This window comes from Promicromonospora sp. NPDC059942 (genome assembly GCF_042731755.1).
GTDB lineage: Bacteria > Actinomycetota > Actinomycetes > Actinomycetales > Cellulomonadaceae > Promicromonospora.
Map to the genome: position 1 here is coordinate 1 of NZ_JBHWLR010000027.1, position 17,636 is coordinate 17,636.

Annotated in this window: 13 protein-coding genes; 9 read left to right on the forward strand and 4 right to left on the reverse strand. The window is 71.8% G+C overall.

Features of this window, described 5'->3' with window-relative positions:
- Window positions 1-115: 115 nt before the first annotated feature.
- Window positions 116-2,842, reverse strand: coding sequence for a glycosyltransferase (locus ACFV9Q_RS26580; protein ID WP_377236918.1), 2,727 nt, complete (start codon window positions 2,840-2,842; stop codon window positions 116-118).
- Between the two features lie 128 nt (window positions 2,843-2,970).
- Between ACFV9Q_RS26580 and ACFV9Q_RS26585 the strand changes: the two genes are divergently transcribed.
- Entirely contained in the window at window positions 2,971-3,588 is a 618-nt protein-coding gene (locus ACFV9Q_RS26585; protein ID WP_377236919.1) for a DUF402 domain-containing protein, read from the forward strand.
- Window positions 3,589-3,622: 34 nt separating this feature from the next.
- On the opposite strand, the gene ACFV9Q_RS26590 is transcribed toward ACFV9Q_RS26585, so the two are convergent.
- Window positions 3,623-4,423, reverse strand: coding sequence for a siderophore-interacting protein (locus ACFV9Q_RS26590; protein ID WP_377236920.1), 801 nt, complete (start codon window positions 4,421-4,423; stop codon window positions 3,623-3,625).
- 155 nt (window positions 4,424-4,578) lie between these two features.
- On the opposite strand from ACFV9Q_RS26590, the gene ACFV9Q_RS26595 reads away from it, so the two are divergent.
- Both ACFV9Q_RS26595 and rfbB read left to right on the forward strand, forming a co-directional pair.
- The gene (locus ACFV9Q_RS26595) at window positions 4,579-5,745 is read left to right on the forward strand and encodes a nucleotide sugar dehydrogenase (protein WP_377236921.1); all 1,167 of its coding nucleotides are present in this window, start codon (window positions 4,579-4,581) and stop codon (window positions 5,743-5,745) included.
- Window positions 5,746-5,748: 3 nt separating this feature from the next.
- On the forward strand, window positions 5,749-6,744 hold the full coding sequence (gene rfbB, locus ACFV9Q_RS26600) for a dTDP-glucose 4,6-dehydratase (protein WP_377236922.1): 996 nt from the start codon (window positions 5,749-5,751) through the stop codon (window positions 6,742-6,744).
- 217 nt (window positions 6,745-6,961) lie between these two features.
- On the opposite strand, the gene ACFV9Q_RS26605 is transcribed toward rfbB, so the two are convergent.
- A complete protein-coding gene (locus ACFV9Q_RS26605; RefSeq protein ID WP_377236923.1) occupies window positions 6,962-7,573 on the reverse strand; it encodes a dTDP-4-dehydrorhamnose 3,5-epimerase family protein in 612 nt (203 codons plus the stop codon).
- Between the two features lie 54 nt (window positions 7,574-7,627).
- On the opposite strand from ACFV9Q_RS26605, the gene rfbD reads away from it, so the two are divergent.
- Window positions 7,628-8,500, forward strand: a complete 873-nt coding sequence (rfbD, locus tag ACFV9Q_RS26610; protein WP_377236924.1) for a dTDP-4-dehydrorhamnose reductase — start codon at window positions 7,628-7,630, stop codon at window positions 8,498-8,500.
- A 17-nt stretch (window positions 8,501-8,517) separates the two neighbouring features.
- On the opposite strand, the gene rfbA is transcribed toward rfbD, so the two are convergent.
- Window positions 8,518-9,381 (reverse strand): glucose-1-phosphate thymidylyltransferase RfbA, encoded by an 864-nt coding sequence (gene rfbA, locus ACFV9Q_RS26615; RefSeq protein WP_377228448.1) that lies wholly within the window; start codon window positions 9,379-9,381, stop codon window positions 8,518-8,520.
- Between the two features lie 244 nt (window positions 9,382-9,625).
- On the opposite strand from rfbA, the gene ACFV9Q_RS26620 reads away from it, so the two are divergent.
- The 5 genes from ACFV9Q_RS26620 to tagD all read left to right on the forward strand — a co-directional run bounded on the left by ACFV9Q_RS26620 (window position 9,626) and on the right by tagD (window position 17,612).
- Entirely contained in the window at window positions 9,626-10,699 is a 1,074-nt protein-coding gene (locus ACFV9Q_RS26620; RefSeq protein WP_377236925.1) for an LCP family protein, read from the forward strand.
- A 250-nt stretch (window positions 10,700-10,949) separates the two neighbouring features.
- Window positions 10,950-12,878 carry a glycosyltransferase gene (locus ACFV9Q_RS26625; RefSeq protein ID WP_377236926.1) on the forward strand — a complete coding sequence of 643 codons (1,929 nt, stop codon included), beginning with the start codon at window positions 10,950-10,952 and terminating at the stop codon, window positions 12,876-12,878.
- A 20-nt stretch (window positions 12,879-12,898) separates the two neighbouring features.
- Complete coding sequence (gene wecC, locus ACFV9Q_RS26630) at window positions 12,899-14,158, forward strand: UDP-N-acetyl-D-mannosamine dehydrogenase (protein ID WP_377236927.1); 1,260 nt, start codon at window positions 12,899-12,901, stop codon at window positions 14,156-14,158.
- Complete coding sequence (locus tag ACFV9Q_RS26635) at window positions 14,155-17,223, forward strand: CDP-glycerol glycerophosphotransferase family protein (protein ID WP_377236928.1); 3,069 nt, start codon at window positions 14,155-14,157, stop codon at window positions 17,221-17,223. The genes wecC and ACFV9Q_RS26635 overlap by 4 nt, the downstream gene beginning before the upstream one ends.
- Entirely contained in the window at window positions 17,220-17,612 is a 393-nt protein-coding gene (tagD, locus tag ACFV9Q_RS26640) for a glycerol-3-phosphate cytidylyltransferase (RefSeq protein ID WP_377236929.1), read from the forward strand. Before ACFV9Q_RS26635 ends, tagD begins: the two co-directional genes overlap by 4 nt.
- Window positions 17,613-17,636: the final 24 nt, after the last annotated feature.

The following is a 17,636-nucleotide window of genomic DNA, read 5'->3' on the forward strand; positions in this document are numbered from 1 at the left end:
TCCTCCCCCAAGCGGGCCGCATCCCGGGTGGGCGAGGGGCAGTGGGGTGTGGGGGGTTTGCCCTTTGGGACCCTCCAGAAGCGCAAATACCCAGCACTCAACGTTGCCGGCCGGGTTAGCGGCGGGCGGTCAGCCACGCCTCCGCGGCGGCCCAGTGCTCCTTGAGCAGGATGTACCGGTCCTCGTGCCAGGGCTTGACCGGGCCGGCCCAGTGGATCAGCCCGGGCTCGGCGACGAGCTCCTGCGTGGGCCACGCGTTCCACCGGGCGTCCAGGACGCGGTAGCGCGACCCGGCGTAGGCGTTGAGCACGTCCTGGTCGTTGAGCCCGTACCGCTCCGCGTACGGCACGAACTCCGCGGTGAAGCCGTCGGCGCGCATCACGGCCAGGTCGAGCACCAGGATGCCCGCGTTGAAGCCCTGGTAGCCGTGCCGGTGCCGCTGCATCATCGCCCGCACCAGGTCGCGCGCGGCACCCGGGTCGTGCTGGAGCAGGCGCGTGGACCGGATGACGTTCCCGACGCCGTGCCGGTAGTTGTACGAGATCGACGGGCGGGCCGCCAGCGGCGCACCGCCGAGCTCGGTGTCGTACAGCTCGGCCACGTCCACCACGCACAGCGCGTCCAGGTCGTGGTAGAGCACACGGTCGAGGTGCGGCAGCAGGTCGGGCAGCAGCAGGCGGTCCATCGTGGCGACGGTGATGTGCTTGAGCATGCCGAGCACGGGCCCGTAGTCGGTCCCGTCGCAGGCGTACCACTCGAACGTGACCTCGGGGAACAGGGCCGCGAGCCGGACGTGGTCGGCTGTTGTGTGGTCGCGCGTGAGCGCCACGACCCGCACCGGACGGTCGGTGTGCCGCACCACCCCGGCCACGACCACCTCCATCTGGGAGCGCAGGTTGCCGTCGAGCGCCACGGCGACGTTGAGCGCCGGGCCCGTCCCGGTCCGGGGCGAGACGGCCTCGACGACGGTCCGCGTGGCGCGCACCCCGGCGACGACGCCGGCCACGTCGCAGGTGCCTGAGGGCACCGTCACGGGCGCGGCGTGCGCCGCCCGCGCCAGCTCGACCTCGGGAGCCACGGTGGCGGCCCAGGTCGCGTAGACCTCGTCGCGCGTGGCGCCCGCGAGGATCTTGGCCATCGCCGGGGCGACGACGTCCCGGATCCGGCGCTGCATGGCGCGCCGGCCGGCCTCGTCGGCGTCGAGCAGGCCCGCGAACCGGATGTCGGCGTCGTTCCGGGGCCGGAAGTCGACGTCGGCCCCGATGGCCCACGCGGGCAGGAAGGCGTGCAGACGCGAGGTGACCACGCGCGAGTACCGGCTGCGGTAGCCGTCGAGCAGGTCGACGGCGTCGTACACGTTGCGGGCGAACGCGTGCCGGCGCACCTCGGGGTAGAGGTGCGTGACGGACTCGCCCGCGACGTCGTGCTCCGGGACGGGAGCGTCCACGTACACGGTCGGTGCCCCGGCGGGTGCGGGCGTGAAGCCGGCCGGGAACACGGTGTCGACGGTGGTGGTGAGGCAGCCGCTGAAGAACGCCGGGACGCCCGCGTTGAGCAGCAGGTGCACCGTGGTCCAGTCCCGGCAGCCGATCGGCCCGTGGGCCCGGAGGTAGTCGACGGCGGTGGGCGTGAGCACGGCGTGCTTGTTGATGTGGAACGACACGAACAACGGCTGCAGGTTCTCGTGGAACGGGAAGTCGAACCGCAGGTCGAACTGGCTGTGCATGTACCAGCCGTACGCCAGCATCCACGTGTTCTCGGGCACGGCGTCCAGCCGCGACATGTCCCGCTGGACCAGCGTCAGGTCGACGTCGGCGCCGGGGCCTGGCACGACGTGCTCGGGCCGCACGCGGTCGGCGAGGAGCCGCACGGGTTCGGTGACGGCGGCGTCGCCGTGCAGGCGCAGGCCCTCGTGCCGCAGCAGGTGGCCGAGGCTCGCGACGGTCTGGATGGTGTCGCCGATGTTGGTGGACGCCACGTTCTCGTCGGGCGCCTTGTAGTCGAGCACGGCGAACGACACGTGCCCGGCGGGCACCCGGGCCGGCGCGGCCGGCCGGTGCGCCTTCTCGATCCAGGGCGCCAGGTGGTCGATCGAGGCCTGGACCTGGTCGGTCAGGCCCGTCGCACGACGGGCGGCGTCGAGGGCCTCGGCGGCCAGCGCGGCCTCGTCGGCGATGAACAGCAGCCGCGCGAGGTCGAGCAGCACGGGGGCGTCGGACACGATCCCGTGCCGCACCCACGTCGCGGCGGTGCGGGCGACGTCGGGGCTGGCCATGGCGATGCCCGCCCGGAGGTACTCCGCCGGGGCGAGGCGGGCGGCGTCGTCCGGCCCGAGCTGGCGGAGCAGGTCCCAGGCGAGCTCGCGCAGGCCCACGCGCTGCGCGATCAGCGCGGCTCCGGCGACGCCGGCCCGGCGCGTCTCGGGGTGCGCCATGAGCGAGTGGCAGAGCGACCGCCACTGGGCGGTGTCCAGGCTGCCGGCGGTGCGGACGGAGGTGGTGACGGCCTCGTCGATCGGCAGGCCGCGGCGCAGGGCGGCGGTGACGACGGCGTCACCGGAGAGCGGTTCGGGACGCTCCTGGAACGGGCGGTCCGCGGCGCGGTCCGGGGCGGACCACACCTCCCGCGGCTGGCGGCTGGGCTCCTTGGCCTGGGTCCAGGACTCCTGGTCGGGAGTCGGCACGGGCCGGGCCTCGGGTAACGGGCCCGGATTGTCGGGATGCGGGTTGTACAGGGTCTCGGCGGTGGCGGTGAGCAGCGCCTCGGCGATCATCTCGTCGGCGGCCGGGACCTGGTGCGCAGTCTCACCGGACGCGGCGAGACGGCGGCTTGCAGGGGACATGAAGACTCCTCGTGGGGTCGACGGTTGAGCAGGAGAACCGTCGTCCCGGCGTGTGCACGGCGCCGACGGTGGCCAGAGCGTAGTGCCCTCCGGTTACGCCCCGGCGACGACTGGGTAGGCTCCCGGACATGTCTGCGCAACAACCTGCTGACCAGGCCTTTTCGTCGTCGCGGCCGACGGAGCCGGGCACCCTCGTGGGCTGCCGCATGCGCAAGTGGGACGGCACGCCGCACTGGCGGTTCGACGCCGTGCACCTCGGCCAGGACGAGCACGGCGTGTGGCTGGGCTACCCCGCCGGGACGCGCTTCAGCAGGCCCGGCCGGGAGTACCGGACGCGGTATCCCGGCGTCGTGCTCTTCGGCGAGGTCGGCTGGGTCGCGGACATCTACCGCGACCACCCGCGGGGCGTGCGCCTCTACATCGACCTCACGACCGTCCCGGAGTGGCGCGCCGTGCCCGACGGCGGGGACGGCCGGGGCCCGGCGTTCGAGGTCTCGGGCATCGACATGGACCTCGACGTGCTCGCCGTGCAGCCGGGCAGCGAACGGGCCAGGGCGCACGGCGAGTTCTACATCGACGACGAGGACGAGTTCGCGGAGCACTCGGTGCGGTACAACTATCCGCCGTCGGTCGTGGCCCAGGTACGGGCGGATGCCGACGCGCTCCTCGCCGCGGTGCGGGCCGGCGAGGCGCCCTACGACGGCCCGACGGCGGACCGCTGGTTCGCGGTGCTCGACGGGCTGTAGGGCCCGCCGGGCGCGCTCTCAGGAAGGGCCGCGCTCAGTGCGCGGCGAGCACCAGGTCGTCCTGCTCGACGGCGGCCCGCCAGTCGGCCTTCTCCGCGCGCCAGCGCTCGTCGTCACGGCCGAGCCGCCAGTAGCCCGACGCGGAGAGCAGCTCGCGCGGCACGCCCAGCGTCCCGCGCGCCCAGCGGCGCAGGTCGCGCACGCAGCCGGCCTCGCCGTGCAGGAACGTGTGCGGGGTGCCGTCCGGCAGCTCGGCGGCCTGCACGACGTCGGCCAGGCTCGCCCCCGTGGACCGGTGGACCCAGGTGAGGCGCAGGTTCGCGGCGCTGGTGATCTGCTGCTCCTCCGACGCGTCGGCGACCTCGACGAAGACGTGCGCCACGGCGCCGTCGGGCAGTGCCTCGCACGCGGCCGCGATGGCCGGGAGGGCGGACTCGTCGCCGGCCAGGAGGTGCCACGGGGCCTCGGGGGACGGCGCGTAGTCGCCGCCCGGGCCCACGAAGGAGACCTCGTCGCCCGGCTGGACCCGCTGGGCCCAGGGCCCGCCGTGGCCCACGTCGCCGTGCGTGACGACGTCGATGTCCCACCCGGACTCCGTCACGGCGCGGATCGTGTAGGTGCGCAGGACGGGGCGGCCCTCGGGCTCGGTGGGCTCCGCCATGACCAGCTTCACGTAGCGGTCGGGGAACGGCGTGGGGTCGACGTCGGCCAGGGCCTCGCCGCCGAGCGTCACCCGGATCATGTGCGGCGTCAGCTGCCGGACCGCCGTGACGGTCGCCGTGGTGCGGGTGCCCTTGCGGGGCCGGTCGGTGGGGGCGCTGGAGGTCTGAGACATGGTGAGGCAAGCCTAACCTCGGGCGCGCTCGGTCGCCGGTGTGGCGTGCGTCACTGGATGAAGCGCTTCTCGGGCGCTCCGGCGCCGGACCTGCGGACCGCGCGGCGCGCCTACCATGGGCCCGTTGTCGAACTCTTCCTGTCAGGAGCCTGGTCGTGAAGATCGCTGTTGTCGGTACGGGGTATGTCGGGCTGTCGAACGCGGTGCTGCTCGCGCAGAAGCACGAGGTGTGGGCGCTGGACGTGGACCCGGTCAAGGTGGCCCAGGTCAACGACCGGGTCTCGCCGATCGTGGACCCCGAGCTGGAGGAGTACCTGGCCGGCCGGGAGCTGGCGCTGACCGCGACCCTGGACAAGGAACAGGCGTACGCGGAGGCCGGCGTCGTGGTGATCGCGACGCCGACCAACTACGACGAGGTCACCAACTTCTTCGACACGTCCTCGGTCGAGACCGTGATCGACGACGTCCTGGAGCGGGTGCCCGACGCGACGATCGTGATCAAGTCGACGATCCCGGTCGGGTTCACCGAGCGCATGCGGGCCGAGCACCCGGGGGCCGCGATCGTCTTCTCCCCGGAGTTCCTGCGCGAGGGCCGGGCGCTGTACGACAACCTGCACCCCTCGCGCATCGTGGTCGGGGACCGCGGTGACCGCGGCAGGCAGTTCGCCGACCTCCTGCTGGAGGGCGCGCTGGACGAGACCACCCCGGTGCTGCTGACCCACCCGACCGAGGCCGAGGCGATCAAGCTGTTCGCCAACACCTACCTGGCGCTGCGGGTGGCGTACTTCAACGAGCTGGACACCTACGCGGCCACCCACGGCCTGGACACTGCGCAGATCATCGAGGGCGTGGGCCTGGACCCGCGGATCGGGACGCACTACAACAACCCGTCCTTCGGCTACGGCGGGTACTGCCTGCCCAAGGACACCAAGCAGCTGCTGGCCAACTACGCCACCGTGCCGCAGAACCTGATCAACGCGGTCGTGGACGCCAACACCACCCGCAAGGACTTCGTGGCCGCGGACATCCTGCGCCGGGAGCCGAGGACCGTGGGCGTGTACCGGCTGGTGATGAAGGCCGGGTCGGACAACTTCCGGGACTCCAGCGTCCAGGGCATCATGAAGCGGATCAAGGCCAAGGGCATCGAGGTCATCGTCTACGAACCCACCCTCGAGCAGGACGACTTCTTCTCCTCGGAGGTCGTGCGCGACCTGGACCAGTTCAAGTCGCGCGCCGACGTCATCATCGCCAACCGGCGCACCGACGTGCTCGACGACGTCGCGGACAAGGTCTACACCCGCGACATCTACGGACGGGACTGACCGATGCGCGTCCTGGTCACCGGCGGCGCGGGTTTCATCGGCGCGAACTTCGTGCACCAGACCGTGCGCGAGCGGCCCGACGCGCGGGTCACCGTGCTCGACGCCCTGACCTACGCGGGCGACCGCACCTCGCTCGCCCCGGTCGCGGACCGGGTGGAGCTGGTCGAGGGCTCGATCACGGACGCGCCGCTGGTCGACCGGCTCGTCGGGGACGCGGACCTCGTCGTGCACTTCGCGGCGGAGTCGCACAACGACAACTCCCTGAACGACCCGTCGCCGTTCGTGCAGACGAACCTGGTGGGCACGTTCACGCTGCTGGAGGCGGTGCGCAGGCACGACGTGCGGTTCCACCACATCTCGACGGACGAGGTGTACGGGGACCTGCCGCTCGACACCCCCGACCGGTTCACGCCGGAGACGCCGTACAACCCGTCGTCGCCGTACTCGTCGACCAAGGCGGGCTCCGACCTGCTGGTCCGGGCCTGGGTCCGGTCCTTCGGCGTGCAGGCGACCATCTCGAACTGCTCGAACAATTACGGCCCCTACCAGCACATCGAGAAGTTCATCCCGCGCCAGGTCACCAACCTGATCGACGGCGTGCGCCCCCGGCTGTACGGCGCGGGGCTCAACGTGCGCGACTGGATCCACGTCGAGGACCACAACGCGGCCGTGTGGACCATCATCGAGCGGGGCACCATCGGCGAGACGTACCTGATCGGCGCCGACGGCGAGACCAGCAACCTCGACGTGGTGCGCACGCTCCTGGAGATCTTCGGGCGGGACGCCGACGACTTCGACCACGTGACCGACCGGCCCGGGCACGACCTGCGGTACGCGATCGACGCGAGCCGGCTCCGGGACGAGCTGGGGTGGGTGCCGAGGTACACGGACTTCCGGGCGGGGCTGGAGGCGACCGTGGGGTGGTATCGGGAGAACGAGCCGTGGTGGAGAGGCGCGAAGGCTCTGACGGAGGCCAAGTACGCGGCTTCGGGGCAGTAGCTTTTTCTTGGGTCCCGGCTCGTGGCTGGGTCCGGTCCGGGCGAACGTGAGGGGTGCGCCGCCTCGCTCACGGGCCCCAGGGGGCCCTCCGCTACGGTTTTACGGCGGCGCACCCCTCACGTTCGCCCGGACCTCTGGCGCTCGGGTCGCCCTTGGTTGCTGGCCGGGTGGTTGCGTACTTGGCCTCCGTCAGCGACTGGTCGCTTGGGTGGCTTGGTCAGAGGCTGGCGAGGTAGGTGTTGACCGCTTCCATCGTCGGGAGGAGGCCCTGTTCCTTTGCTTCTTTCAGGGTGGGGGCTGCCTCGTCCTTGTCGCTGAGGAGGGGCTTGAGGGGGGTGCCGTCTCTGGCAGTGGTGGGCCAGCTGATGGCCAGGTCCTCGTCGAGGGGGTGGATGCCGTGCTCGCGGCCCGGGGCGTAGCCGGCCGAGCACAGGTACAGGACCGTTGAGGCGTCCTCCAGGGACATGAAGGCGTGGCCCAGGCCCTCGGACAGGTAGACGGCGCGTCGGTCGACGTCGTCCAGGAGCACCGTGTCCCAGGTGCCGAAGGTGGGGGAGCCCACGCGGAGGTCCACGACGACGTCGAGCACCGCGCCGTTCACGCACATGACGTACTTGGCCTGGCTCGGCGGCACGTCGGCGAAGTGGACGCCGCGGACCACTCCGGCGGCCGACACCGAGCAGTTGGCCTGCTGGAGGTCGAACGCGTGCCCGACGGCGTCGGCGAACGGGCCCGCCTTGAACGCCTCCAGGAAGAGTCCGCGCGGATCCCCGAACTGCTTCGGGGTGATCTCGAAGGCGCCGGGCACGGTCAGCTCGCGGTACTCCATGGAACTCCTCGCGTGGTTCGTCGACGGTCCTGCGGCCCTGGATAGGATCCTAGGGTGACCAGCGGACACAGCACGGCACAGCAGTGGGTGGTCTTCGGCGCGGCCGGCATGCTCGGCCAGGACCTGGTCGCCGCCGCCCGCGCTGCGGGCCACGAGGTGGCCGGGATCCGCCGGTCCGACGTCGACATCACCGACGCGTCGGCCGTGCTCGACGCCGTGGCGGGCCACGACGTCGTCGTCAACTGCGCGGGCTGGACCGCCGTCGACGACGCCGAGACCCACGAGGCCGAGGCCTTCGCCGCCAACGCGACCGGGCCGGCACACCTCGCGCGTGCCGCCGCGGCGTCCGGGGCGCGCCTGGTCCACGTGTCCACGGACTACGTGTTCGACGGCGGCGCGACGCGGCCCTACGCCGAGGACGCGCCGGTGGATCCCCGGTCGGCCTACGGGCGCACCAAGGCCGCCGGCGAGTGGGCCGTGCGGGCGTACGCGCCGGACGCCCTCGTCGTCCGGACCGCGTGGCTCTACGGCGCGGGCGGGAAGTGTTTCCCGCAGACCATCGCGCGCGTGGCGGGGGAGCGGGACCGGCTGAGCGTCGTGGACGACCAGGTCGGCCAGCCCACCTGGACCGCGGACCTCGCGGACCTGATCGTGCGGCTCGTGGCGGCGCGGGCGCCCGGCGGGCTGTACCACGGGACGGCGTCGGGCCAGGTGACGTGGCACGGCTTCGCCCGCGAGGTGGTCGCGGCCGCCGGGCTCACGACGCCGGTGGACCCGACCACGAGCGCCGCCTACCAGCTCCCGGCGCCCCGTCCCGCGTACTCGGTGCTGGGGCACGACCGGCTCCGGGAGGCCGGCGTGGAGCCGATCGGCGACTGGGCCGACCGCTGGAAGGCGGCGGCACCGACGGTGCTGGGGACCCGCTGAGCGCGTGGCGCTCGCGGTCAGGAGTCCAGCAGGCTCAGCAGGTACGTGCCGTAGCCCGACTTGGTGAGCTTCTCCGCGCGGGCGCGCAGGTCGTCGTCGGACAGGAAGCCGCGACGCCACGCGACCTCCTCCGGGGCGCCGATCTTGAGGCCCTGGCGGCGCTCGATGGTGCGGACGTAGTCCGAGGCCTCCAGCAGGGAGTCGAAGGTCCCCGTGTCGAGCCAGGCGGTGCCGCGAGGCAGCACCTCGACCTGGAGCCGGTCCTGACGCAGGTACTCGGCGTTGATGTCGGTGATCTCGTACTCGCCGCGCGCCGAGGGTTCGAGCCCCTTCGCGATGGCCACGACGTCGTTGTCGTAGAAGTACAGGCCGGGCACGGCGTAGCTCGACTTGGGCCGGGCGGGCTTCTCCTCCAGGGAGAGCGCCTTGCCGTGCTCGTCGAACTCGACCACGCCGTAGGCGGTGGGGTCGGCGACGCGGTAGGCGAAGACCGCGCCCCCGTCGAGGTCGGCGAACCTGGTGAGCTGATGGCCCAGGCCGGGGCCGTAGAAGATGTTGTCGCCCAGCACGAGCGCGGCCGACTCGGCGCCGAGGAAGTCCTCGCCGAGCACGAACGCCTGGGCGAGGCCGTCGGGCGACGCCTGTGTCGTGTAGGTGATCGAGATGCCGAACTGCGCGCCGTCGCCGAGCAGCCGCTGGAACTGGTCGGCGTCGTGCGGGGTGGTGATGACCAGGATGTCGCGGATCCCGGCCAGGATCAGCGTGGACAGCGGATAGTAGATCATCGGCTTGTCGTAGACGGGCACGAGCTGCTTGCTGATGCCCTGGGTGATCGGGTGCAGCCGTGTCCCTGAACCGCCGGCGAGAATGATTCCGCGCATGAGCCGGATCTTCCCACGCGACGGCCGGTCACCGAAGGGTGGAAGCGGGTGGTCGGAGGGTGTTCTCCTGCTCTTCCTCCGCCGTCTTTCTCTCATCAGGAAATACCCGTGGAGAATTCACCCGGATGAAATCCCGTTCTCGCACACGGGCCGTCATCGTGCAGGTCAGAGGCCGGGTGAACCACGGGTGATCTCTTTCCCAGGGTGATGCGGCGCCGGTCGTCCGAGCGGTACTCAGATGGGTATGCATGGACCTGATGGAGTCGGCGACCTCCTTACCGCGCCGCCCCCCGCCGAACCCGAGGCGGCTCCCGGGCGACGTCGTCGCCGGGGCAGGGGCTTCGTCGCGCTCGTGATCGTCGGCGCCCTGGTGCTCGTCTGCGCCAGCGGCGCCATGGCGTACTACGGCTACAAGATCTCGCTCGACGAGAAGATCGAGCGCATCGAGGACCCGTTCGCCGACATCGACGAGGCCGCCCGCCCCGAGCCGGCGCCCGTCGAGGGCACCGCGGCGCCCGTGAACATCCTGGCGCTCGGCTCCGACAGCCGGATCTCCGCCGGCGACCCCTCCGCCTGGGAGCTCGGCGCGCAGCGCACCGACGCGATCCTGCTCCTGCACCTGTCGGGGGACCGCAAGTCGGCCGCGGTGATCTCGATCCCGCGGGACTCCTGGGTGGACATCCCCGGCTTCGGCGAGGGGAAGATCAACTCGGCGTTCTCCTTCGGCGGCCCGGGCCTGATGGTCCAGACGGTCGAGGCCCTGACCGGGGTGCGCATCGACCACTTCGCGGTGAGCGACTTCGAGTCGTTCACGACGCTCACCGACACCCTCGGCGGCGTGGAGATCACGGTGCCCGACGGCGCGGGCGGCTCGGTGGAGCAGACGATGACGGGCCAGGAGGCGCTGGAGTTCACGCGCGAGCGGTACGCGCTGGCCAACGGCGACTTCGGTCGCGTGCAGCGGCAGCAGGCCTGGATGCGGGCGATCGCCTCGAAGGCCACCGAGAACAAGAGCGACCTGCTGAAGATGTCCAAGTTCCTGGAGGCGGCGGTCCGGGCCGTGGCGGTCGACCCGGACCTCACGATCGACCGGATGCTGGAGCTGGCCGTCAGCGCCAAGGATCTCTCCACCAGCGACATCACGTTCCTGACCGCCCCCTACTCGGGTACCGGCCGCAGCGACGACGGGCAGTCGATCGTGCTGCTCGACCGGGACGCGCTCGACCCGCTCATGGCGGCCGTGGCGCGGGACGAGCTGCCCGTCTACCTGGCGGAGCAGCCCGGCGGGATCGACACGCTGCCCGCCGTCGTGGAGTAGTCGGGGCCACGAGCGGTCGAGGTCCCGGCGCCGCGGAAAGTTGACCGGCCGAAATATTGCCCGGGTGAATCTCTGCCCCTTTCACCCGCTATCGCAATTGGGGGACATGTGCCGCTTGTAGCATCAGTTCACCAATGGCGCATCCTGGACCTCCGGCACCTTCTCTTTTCGCGCCTGGCGGGGTGCCCTTATCGCTGAATGCCCTCGGGCAGACAAGGACATTCTTGCCGTGAAGGATCGTGCGCCGGGCGTGGTGCGAGGGCTCCGTCGCGCGGTGTGGCACCTGCGGCAGGGCGGCATCGAGCAGCTTCGGACGCATCTGCGCAGGCAGCAGGTGCCGCTCGCCGGGCAGGTCGGCGGTTCGCGCCTGACGAAGGACGGCCTGGTCTTCGACCCGTGGCCGGCCCGTCCGACGTCGGGCCTGGCGGCGCGCGGGACCGTGGTCGACGGCGCAGCGGCCGGGCGCGACCCGGTCGGCGGGCCGCGCGACCTGCGGGTCGGCGTCATCCTGGACGACTTCTCGCGGCTCGCGTTCGCGCCCGAGTGGGACCAGGTGGCGCTGACCCCCACGACCTGGCGCGACGAGCTGACGGCGGGCCTGGACCTGCTGTTCGTGGAGTCCGCGTGGAACGGCAACGACGGCGCGTGGCAGTACCACCTGACGGGAACGTCGGCCCCGCGGCCGGCCTTCGCCGACCTCGTCGCGGCGTGCCGTGCGGCGGGCGTGCCGACCGTGTTCTGGAACAAGGAGGACCCGGTCCACTTCGCGGACTTCCTCGACGCCGCCCGCCTGTTCGACCGGGTCTACACCACCGACGTCGACCGCGTGCCCGCCTACGTCGAGGCCCTGGGCCACGACCGGGTGGGTGTGCTGGAGTTCGCCGCGCAGCCCGCCGTCCACAACCCGGTGCGGCTGCACGGCCGCGGTCCGGAGCGCGACGTCGCGTTCGCCGGCATGTACTTCGCGCACAAGTACCCGGAGCGGCGCGAGCAGATGGACCTGCTGCTCGGTGCGGCCCTGGACGTGTCGCCCCGGATGCGGCACGGCCTGGAGATCTTCAGCCGGTTCCGCGGCAAGGACGAGAAGTACCAGTTCCCGGCGCCGCTGGACGGGCGCGTCGTCGGCTCGCTCGACTACGACCGGATGCTGACCGCCTACCGCGAGTACAAGGTCTTCCTGAACGTGAACTCGGTGGTCGGCTCGCCGTCGATGTGCGCGCGCCGGATCTTCGAGATCACCGCCAGCGGCACGCCCGTCGTCTCGACGCCGAGCGCGGCCGTGGGCGAGTACTTCCCCGGCGACGAGGTCTTCGTCGCCGAGACCCGCGAGGCCGGCGCGCACGCGATCCGGGCGCTCGTGCGCTCGCCCGAGCTGCGCGACCGCGCGGTGCACAAGGGCCAGCGCCGCATCTGGCGCGAGCACACCTACGCCGCCCGGTCGCAGAAGGTGCTGGCCGACGTGGGCCTGGCCGGCTCGGCCGTCGTCGCGCGGCCGACCGTGACCGCCCTCGTCTCCACGAACCGCCCGCACCAGCTCGACCACGTGCTCGGCGTGCTCGGCGCCCAGGAGGGCGTGGACCTGCAGGTCGCGCTGCTCACGCACGGCTTCGAGGCGGACGACGCCGACCTGCGCGCCCGCGCCAAGGAGGCCGGCGTCGGCTCGCTGGAGCTGCTGACGGCGACGGCGGACGTGCCGCTGGGCACGTGCCTGAACCTGCTGCTGGACGCGGCCGACGGCGACGTCGTGGCCAAGATCGACGACGACGACCTGTACGGGCCGCAGTACCTGTCCGACCAGCTGTACGCGCTGGCGTACTCGGGCGCGGACGTGGTGGGCAAGCAGGCGCACTACATGTACCTCGAGGGCGCGGACGCGACGATCCTGCGGTTCGCGGAGCGGGAGCACCGGTACACGGACTTCGTGATGGGGCCGACGATCGTGGCGCGGCGCGCCGTGGCGGCCGAGGTGCAGTTCAAGGCCGTGAGCCGCGGCGAGGACTCGCGGTTCCTCAAGGGTGTGGTGCGCGGCGGCGGCACGGTGTTCTCGGCCGACCGGTTCAACTTCGTCCAGGTGCGGTCTGCCGCGGGTGGCCACTCCTGGGACGTCGCCGACGCCGAGCTGCTCGCGAGCGGCCAGGTCAAGTTCTACGGGCGTGCGACATCGCACGTGATCTTCTGAGAGTGCGGGGAACGAGAAACATGGGCATCAGCAGCGTCGGAGTCGTCGGCCTCGGGTACATCGGGCTGCCGACGGCGGCGATCCTCGCTGCCAACGGGATGTCCGTCACGGGCATCGACGTCAACCCGAGCACGGTCGACGCCGTGAACCGTGGCGAGGTCCCGTTCGTGGAGCCGGACCTGGCCGCCTACGTGAGTGGGAGCGTTGCCAGCGGCAAGCTGCGGGCCGTCACGAGCCCCGAGCCGGCGGACTGCTTCATCGTCGCGGTGCCCACCCCGTTCCAGGGCGACCACGAGCCGGACCTGTCGTACGTACGGGCTGCGGCCCAGGCGATCGCGCCGCAGCTGCGCGGCGGTGAGCTCATCATCCTGGAGTCGACCTCGCCTCCCGGGACCACGAGGAAGCTGGCCGACTGGATCATCGAGGCGCGTCCGGACCTGAGCCTGGACGGCGCCGACGGGCGACCCACGTTCCATGCGGCGCACTGCCCCGAGCGCGTGCTCCCCGGACGGGTGATGGTCGAGCTGGTCACCAACGACCGGATCGTCGGCGGGCTCACGCACGAGGCGGCGGAGCGGGCGCGTGACCTGTACCGGGCGTTCTGCCACGGCGAGATCCTGCTGACCGACGCGAAGACCGCCGAGATGGCCAAGCTCGTCGAGAACTCGTTCCGGGACGTGAACATCGCCTTCGCCAACGAGCTCTCGGTCATCGCGGACCGCCTCGACATCGACGTCTGGGAGCTCGTCCGGCTCGCGAACCATCACCCGCGGGTCAACATCCTCCAGCCAGGGCCCGGCGTGGGCGGGCACTGCATCGCGGTGGACCCGTGGTTCATCGTGGACGCCGCGCCCGAGGAGTCGCGGCTCATCCGGACGGCGCGGGAGGTCAACGACACGAAGCCGGGCTGGGTGCTCGACAAGGTGCGCGCCGCCGTGGACGGTACCGAGAAGCCCGTGATCGCGGCGCTCGGCCTCGCGTTCAAGCCGGACATCGACGACCTGCGCGAGTCGCCGGCTCGGCGGATCGTCGGGGAGCTGGCGGACGAGTACCCGCAGGCCGAGATCCTCGTCGTGGAGCCGCATGTCGACGAGCTGCCGAAGGAGCTGGCGAACCGGCGCAACGTCGTCCTGAGCACCGTCGAGGACGCCGTCGCGCGTGCGGACGTCATCGCGCTCCTCGTCGGGCACTCGGCGTTCTCGGAGATCAGGGACGGATCGCTCGCCGACGCGAAGCGGGTGCTGAGCTTCGTCGGTCCGGTCGTGGCGTCGCCGGCATGATCGCGGCCCCCTTCCGACGGTTCCTCGGCGGCGTCGTGCGCCGGGCCCGGCGGCCGCGCTTGTCGGTCGTCATGCCCTGCAGGGACGGCGGAGAGTACCTGGAGCCGGCGATTCGCAGCGTGCTCAACCAGGACTTCCGCGATCTTGAGGTGATCGTCGTCGACGACGGGTCCACCGACGGGTCCCGAGAGCTGGTGGCGCGCCTGCGAGCCCGCGACCGTCGGTTGCGCGCGACCCGGACCCGCGGCGACCAGGGTCCGGGCGCCGCGCGGAACCTCGGTGTGGAGCTCGCCCGGGGCCGCTACCTCGCGTTCGTCGACGCGGACGACGTCGTCCTTCCCGGGGCGTACGACGACATGGTCCGCCGGCTGCGGCGGCCGCGCACCGACATGGTGATGGGCGGGTATCTGCGGCACGGTGCGACCGGGAGCCATCGCCCCAAGGTGGTGGCCAGGGTGCACCGCGCCGACGTGCTCGGCACCACCGCGGCCCGGACGCCGGAGGCCGCGGACGAACCGGTCGTCTGGAACCGCATGTACCGCACGGCCTTCTGGCGACGCGCGGTGGGACCCTTCCCCGAGGCGGGCAACTACGAGGACCGCGAGCCCGCACTGCGTGCGACGCTGCGCGCACGCCGGTTCGACCTGCTGGAGCGCGACGTGTACTCGTGGCGTCTGCCCGAGGGCCGGGGCTCGCGCTCGCAGCACAAGGAGGAGCTCTCGGACCTCGAGGACCGCGTCGCGGTCATCGAGCGCAAGATCCCCCTGCTTGCCGAGGCCCCGACGCAGGTCCGCGACCGGGTCTGGGCCCGTTGGCTCGGTACGGACCTCGGGATGTTCGCCGCCCATGTGCCCCAGTGCGACGACGCCTACTGGGCCGTGCTGCAGCGGACGGCGGCCCGGTTGACGGACGGCGCCTCGCCGGAGGTGTGGGCGCGGATCCCGGTGTCGGACCGGCTCCTGAGCTATGTGATCAGCGAAGGTGCCCGGGACGACGCCGAGGAGCTGCTGGGCACCCGTGCGGAGGACACCACCGCGGTGCCGCTCGTGGTGGACGGCGGGACGCTTCGAGCCGTGCCGGAGGTGCTCGGGCGGCTGAAGACGCGGATCCCGGCGAACCTGCTCACCGTCGACCCCGCGTTGCTCGAGCTGGGGGTCGGGGTCCTGCGCACCGTGTGGGTCGCCCCAGGGCTGCTGTCGGTGACCGGGTGGGCGTTCGTTCCTGGCCTGGATCCGGCGACGGAGGGTCTCGTGACCTCGGTCGGCCGCCGTAACGGGTTGGACGAGGAGACCGGGTGCGAGCTGCATCCGGTTACCGACCCCGAGATCGACGTCGAGAGCGGCGACCCCTGGCGGTCGTACGCGCGGTCCGGGTTCGAGGCGCTGGTGAAGACCGACGGGCCGCAGGACCGGGACGTCACGCTCGTCGTCGCGCTCGAGCTGGGGGGACAGCGCTGGACCGCCGACCTCGCGGTGAGCCTCCCCGAAGGTGAGGTCGCGGGTCCGGTGCCGGCGGAGCCGCGCGGCAGCGGTTTCGGTCCGACGCGCGTGCGCATGGACGGGGTGCGGGTCGACGGGCCGCGCGTCGTGGTCGTGGGCAGCGTGTCGCCGGTGGTGCCCCGGCTCCGGGTCGGCATCTCCACCTCGCGTCTGTCGTTCGAGACCTCGGTGACCCCCGCTCCGGACGGCTCGTTCGAGGCCATGATCGCGCCCGTCGGCGCGGCGTTCCCGGGCGACGGTTACTTCGTGCGGTGGTCGACCAAGGACGACGGGCCGTTGGTGGGTTGGGCACGGCCGGGGCACACCCTCACGGAGGGCCCGGTCGCCGTTGACGGTGAGCTCCAGCGAGCAGCCATGAAGCGGCACGGCGAGAACGCCGTGAGCCTGACCGTGAGCGCCCCGCTGACCGCCGAGGAACGGTCTCGTGCCGGACAGCGGAGGCTGCGCGATGCGGCGCCGACAGGCGCCCTCATCCGGGCGATCGTGTTCGAGACCTTCAACGGCAAGTCGTGCGAGGGCAGCCCCCGCGCCGTGTTCGCCGCGCTGCGCGCGGCCGGCGTCGACGCCGCCATGTACTGGTCCGTGCGGGACCTCTCGGTGCCGGTCCCCGACGGTGGCAAGGCCCTGATCATCGGTTCGGCCGAGTGGCACCGCGTGCTGGGGACGGCCAGTGTGCTGGTGAGCAACAACAACTTTCCGCACTGGTTCGTCAAGCGGCCGGGCCAGTTCTTCGTCCAGACCTGGCACGGCACGCCGATCAAGCGACTGCTGTTCGACCTGCCGAACTCCGCGTCGCCACTGACCTACCGGCGGATGATGCGACGCCAGGTCCCGATGTGGGACCTGCTGCTGGCGCAGACGCCGGCAGCCGAGCAGAACCTGCGGACGGGCCTCGGGTACGACGGCGAGGCCTGGGTCGTGGAGCAGCCGTCCAACGGCGTGCTGTACGAGAGCGCGGGTGTCCGCGAGCGAGCTCGCGAGCGGCTGGGGATCGGTGCGGACGAGCGGGTGGTGCTCTATGCCCCGACGTGGCGCGAGGCGCACCGGAACCGGTCCCGGGCGGGGAGCTGGGCCGAGACGCTCGACCCGGCCGGGCTCGCGGCGGCCGTCGGCGCGCGGGTGCTGGTCCGCAGCCACCACGTCTCGGCCCGGGCCGCCGCCACCGGTGCGGGGGTGCTCGACGTCAGTGAGTACCCGTCGGTCGAGGAGCTGATGCTCGCGGCCGACCTGCTGGTCAGCGACTACTCGTCGGTGCTGCACGACTGGTCGGTCACCCGGCGCCCCGCGATCGTCTACGCGCCGGACCTCGAGTGGTACCGCGACGTCGAACGCGGTTTCTACGGGGACTGGCCCGCCACCTCGCCCTGGCCCCTCACCGCGACGCCGGACGAGCTGGCCGCCGCCGTACGCGCGGCGTTCGAGAGCGGGGCGGCAGGTGCGGCACCGCCCCTGGACGGGACACACGTCCGCGACGAGCGGCGTCGGCTCGTCGAGAAGATCTCCCGCCACCTGGACCTCGAGGTCGTAGGCGAGGCGGAACACATCGGTACCAAGGAGATTCGATGAAGCGCGTCATCACGTACGGAACGTTCGACATGCTGCACTACGGGCACATCGAGCTGCTGCGGCGAGCGCGTGCGCTCGGTGACTACCTGATCGTCGCCCTGTCCAGCGACGAGTTCAACGCGGGCAAGGGCAAGAAGGCCTACTTCTCGTACGAGGACCGCAAGCGCATGCTCGAGGCGATCCGCCACGTGGACCTGGTGATCCCCGAGCACACCTGGGAGCAGAAGGCCTCGGACATCGGCCTCTACCAGGTGGACACCTTCGTGATCGGCGACGACTGGGCCGGCAAGTTCAACGAGCTCAAGACGCAGTGCGAGGTCGTGTACCTGGCTCGGACACCGGAGATCTCCACCACGCAGATCAAGGCAGAGCTGACGAAGGCGTCTTGAGCGACCTGGTCAGGAAGACGGAGA

Coding starts and splice junctions, on each gene's coding strand:
- ACFV9Q_RS26580 (WP_377236918.1), bottom strand. CDS start 2,842: ATGTCCCCTGCAAGCCGCCGTCTCGCCGCGTCCGGTGAGACTGCGCAC.
- ACFV9Q_RS26585 (WP_377236919.1), top strand. CDS start 2,971: ATGTCTGCGCAACAACCTGCTGACCAGGCCTTTTCGTCGTCGCGGCCG.
- ACFV9Q_RS26590 (WP_377236920.1), bottom strand. CDS start 4,423: ATGTCTCAGACCTCCAGCGCCCCCACCGACCGGCCCCGCAAGGGCACC.
- rfbB (WP_377236922.1), top strand. CDS start 5,749: ATGCGCGTCCTGGTCACCGGCGGCGCGGGTTTCATCGGCGCGAACTTC.
- ACFV9Q_RS26605 (WP_377236923.1), bottom strand. CDS start 7,573: ATGGAGTACCGCGAGCTGACCGTGCCCGGCGCCTTCGAGATCACCCCG.
- rfbA (WP_377228448.1), bottom strand. CDS start 9,381: ATGCGCGGAATCATTCTCGCCGGCGGTTCAGGGACACGGCTGCACCCG.
- ACFV9Q_RS26620 (WP_377236925.1), top strand. CDS start 9,626: ATGCATGGACCTGATGGAGTCGGCGACCTCCTTACCGCGCCGCCCCCC.
- wecC (WP_377236927.1), top strand. CDS start 12,899: ATGGGCATCAGCAGCGTCGGAGTCGTCGGCCTCGGGTACATCGGGCTG.
- ACFV9Q_RS26635 (WP_377236928.1), top strand. CDS start 14,155: ATGATCGCGGCCCCCTTCCGACGGTTCCTCGGCGGCGTCGTGCGCCGG.
- tagD (WP_377236929.1), top strand. CDS start 17,220: ATGAAGCGCGTCATCACGTACGGAACGTTCGACATGCTGCACTACGGG.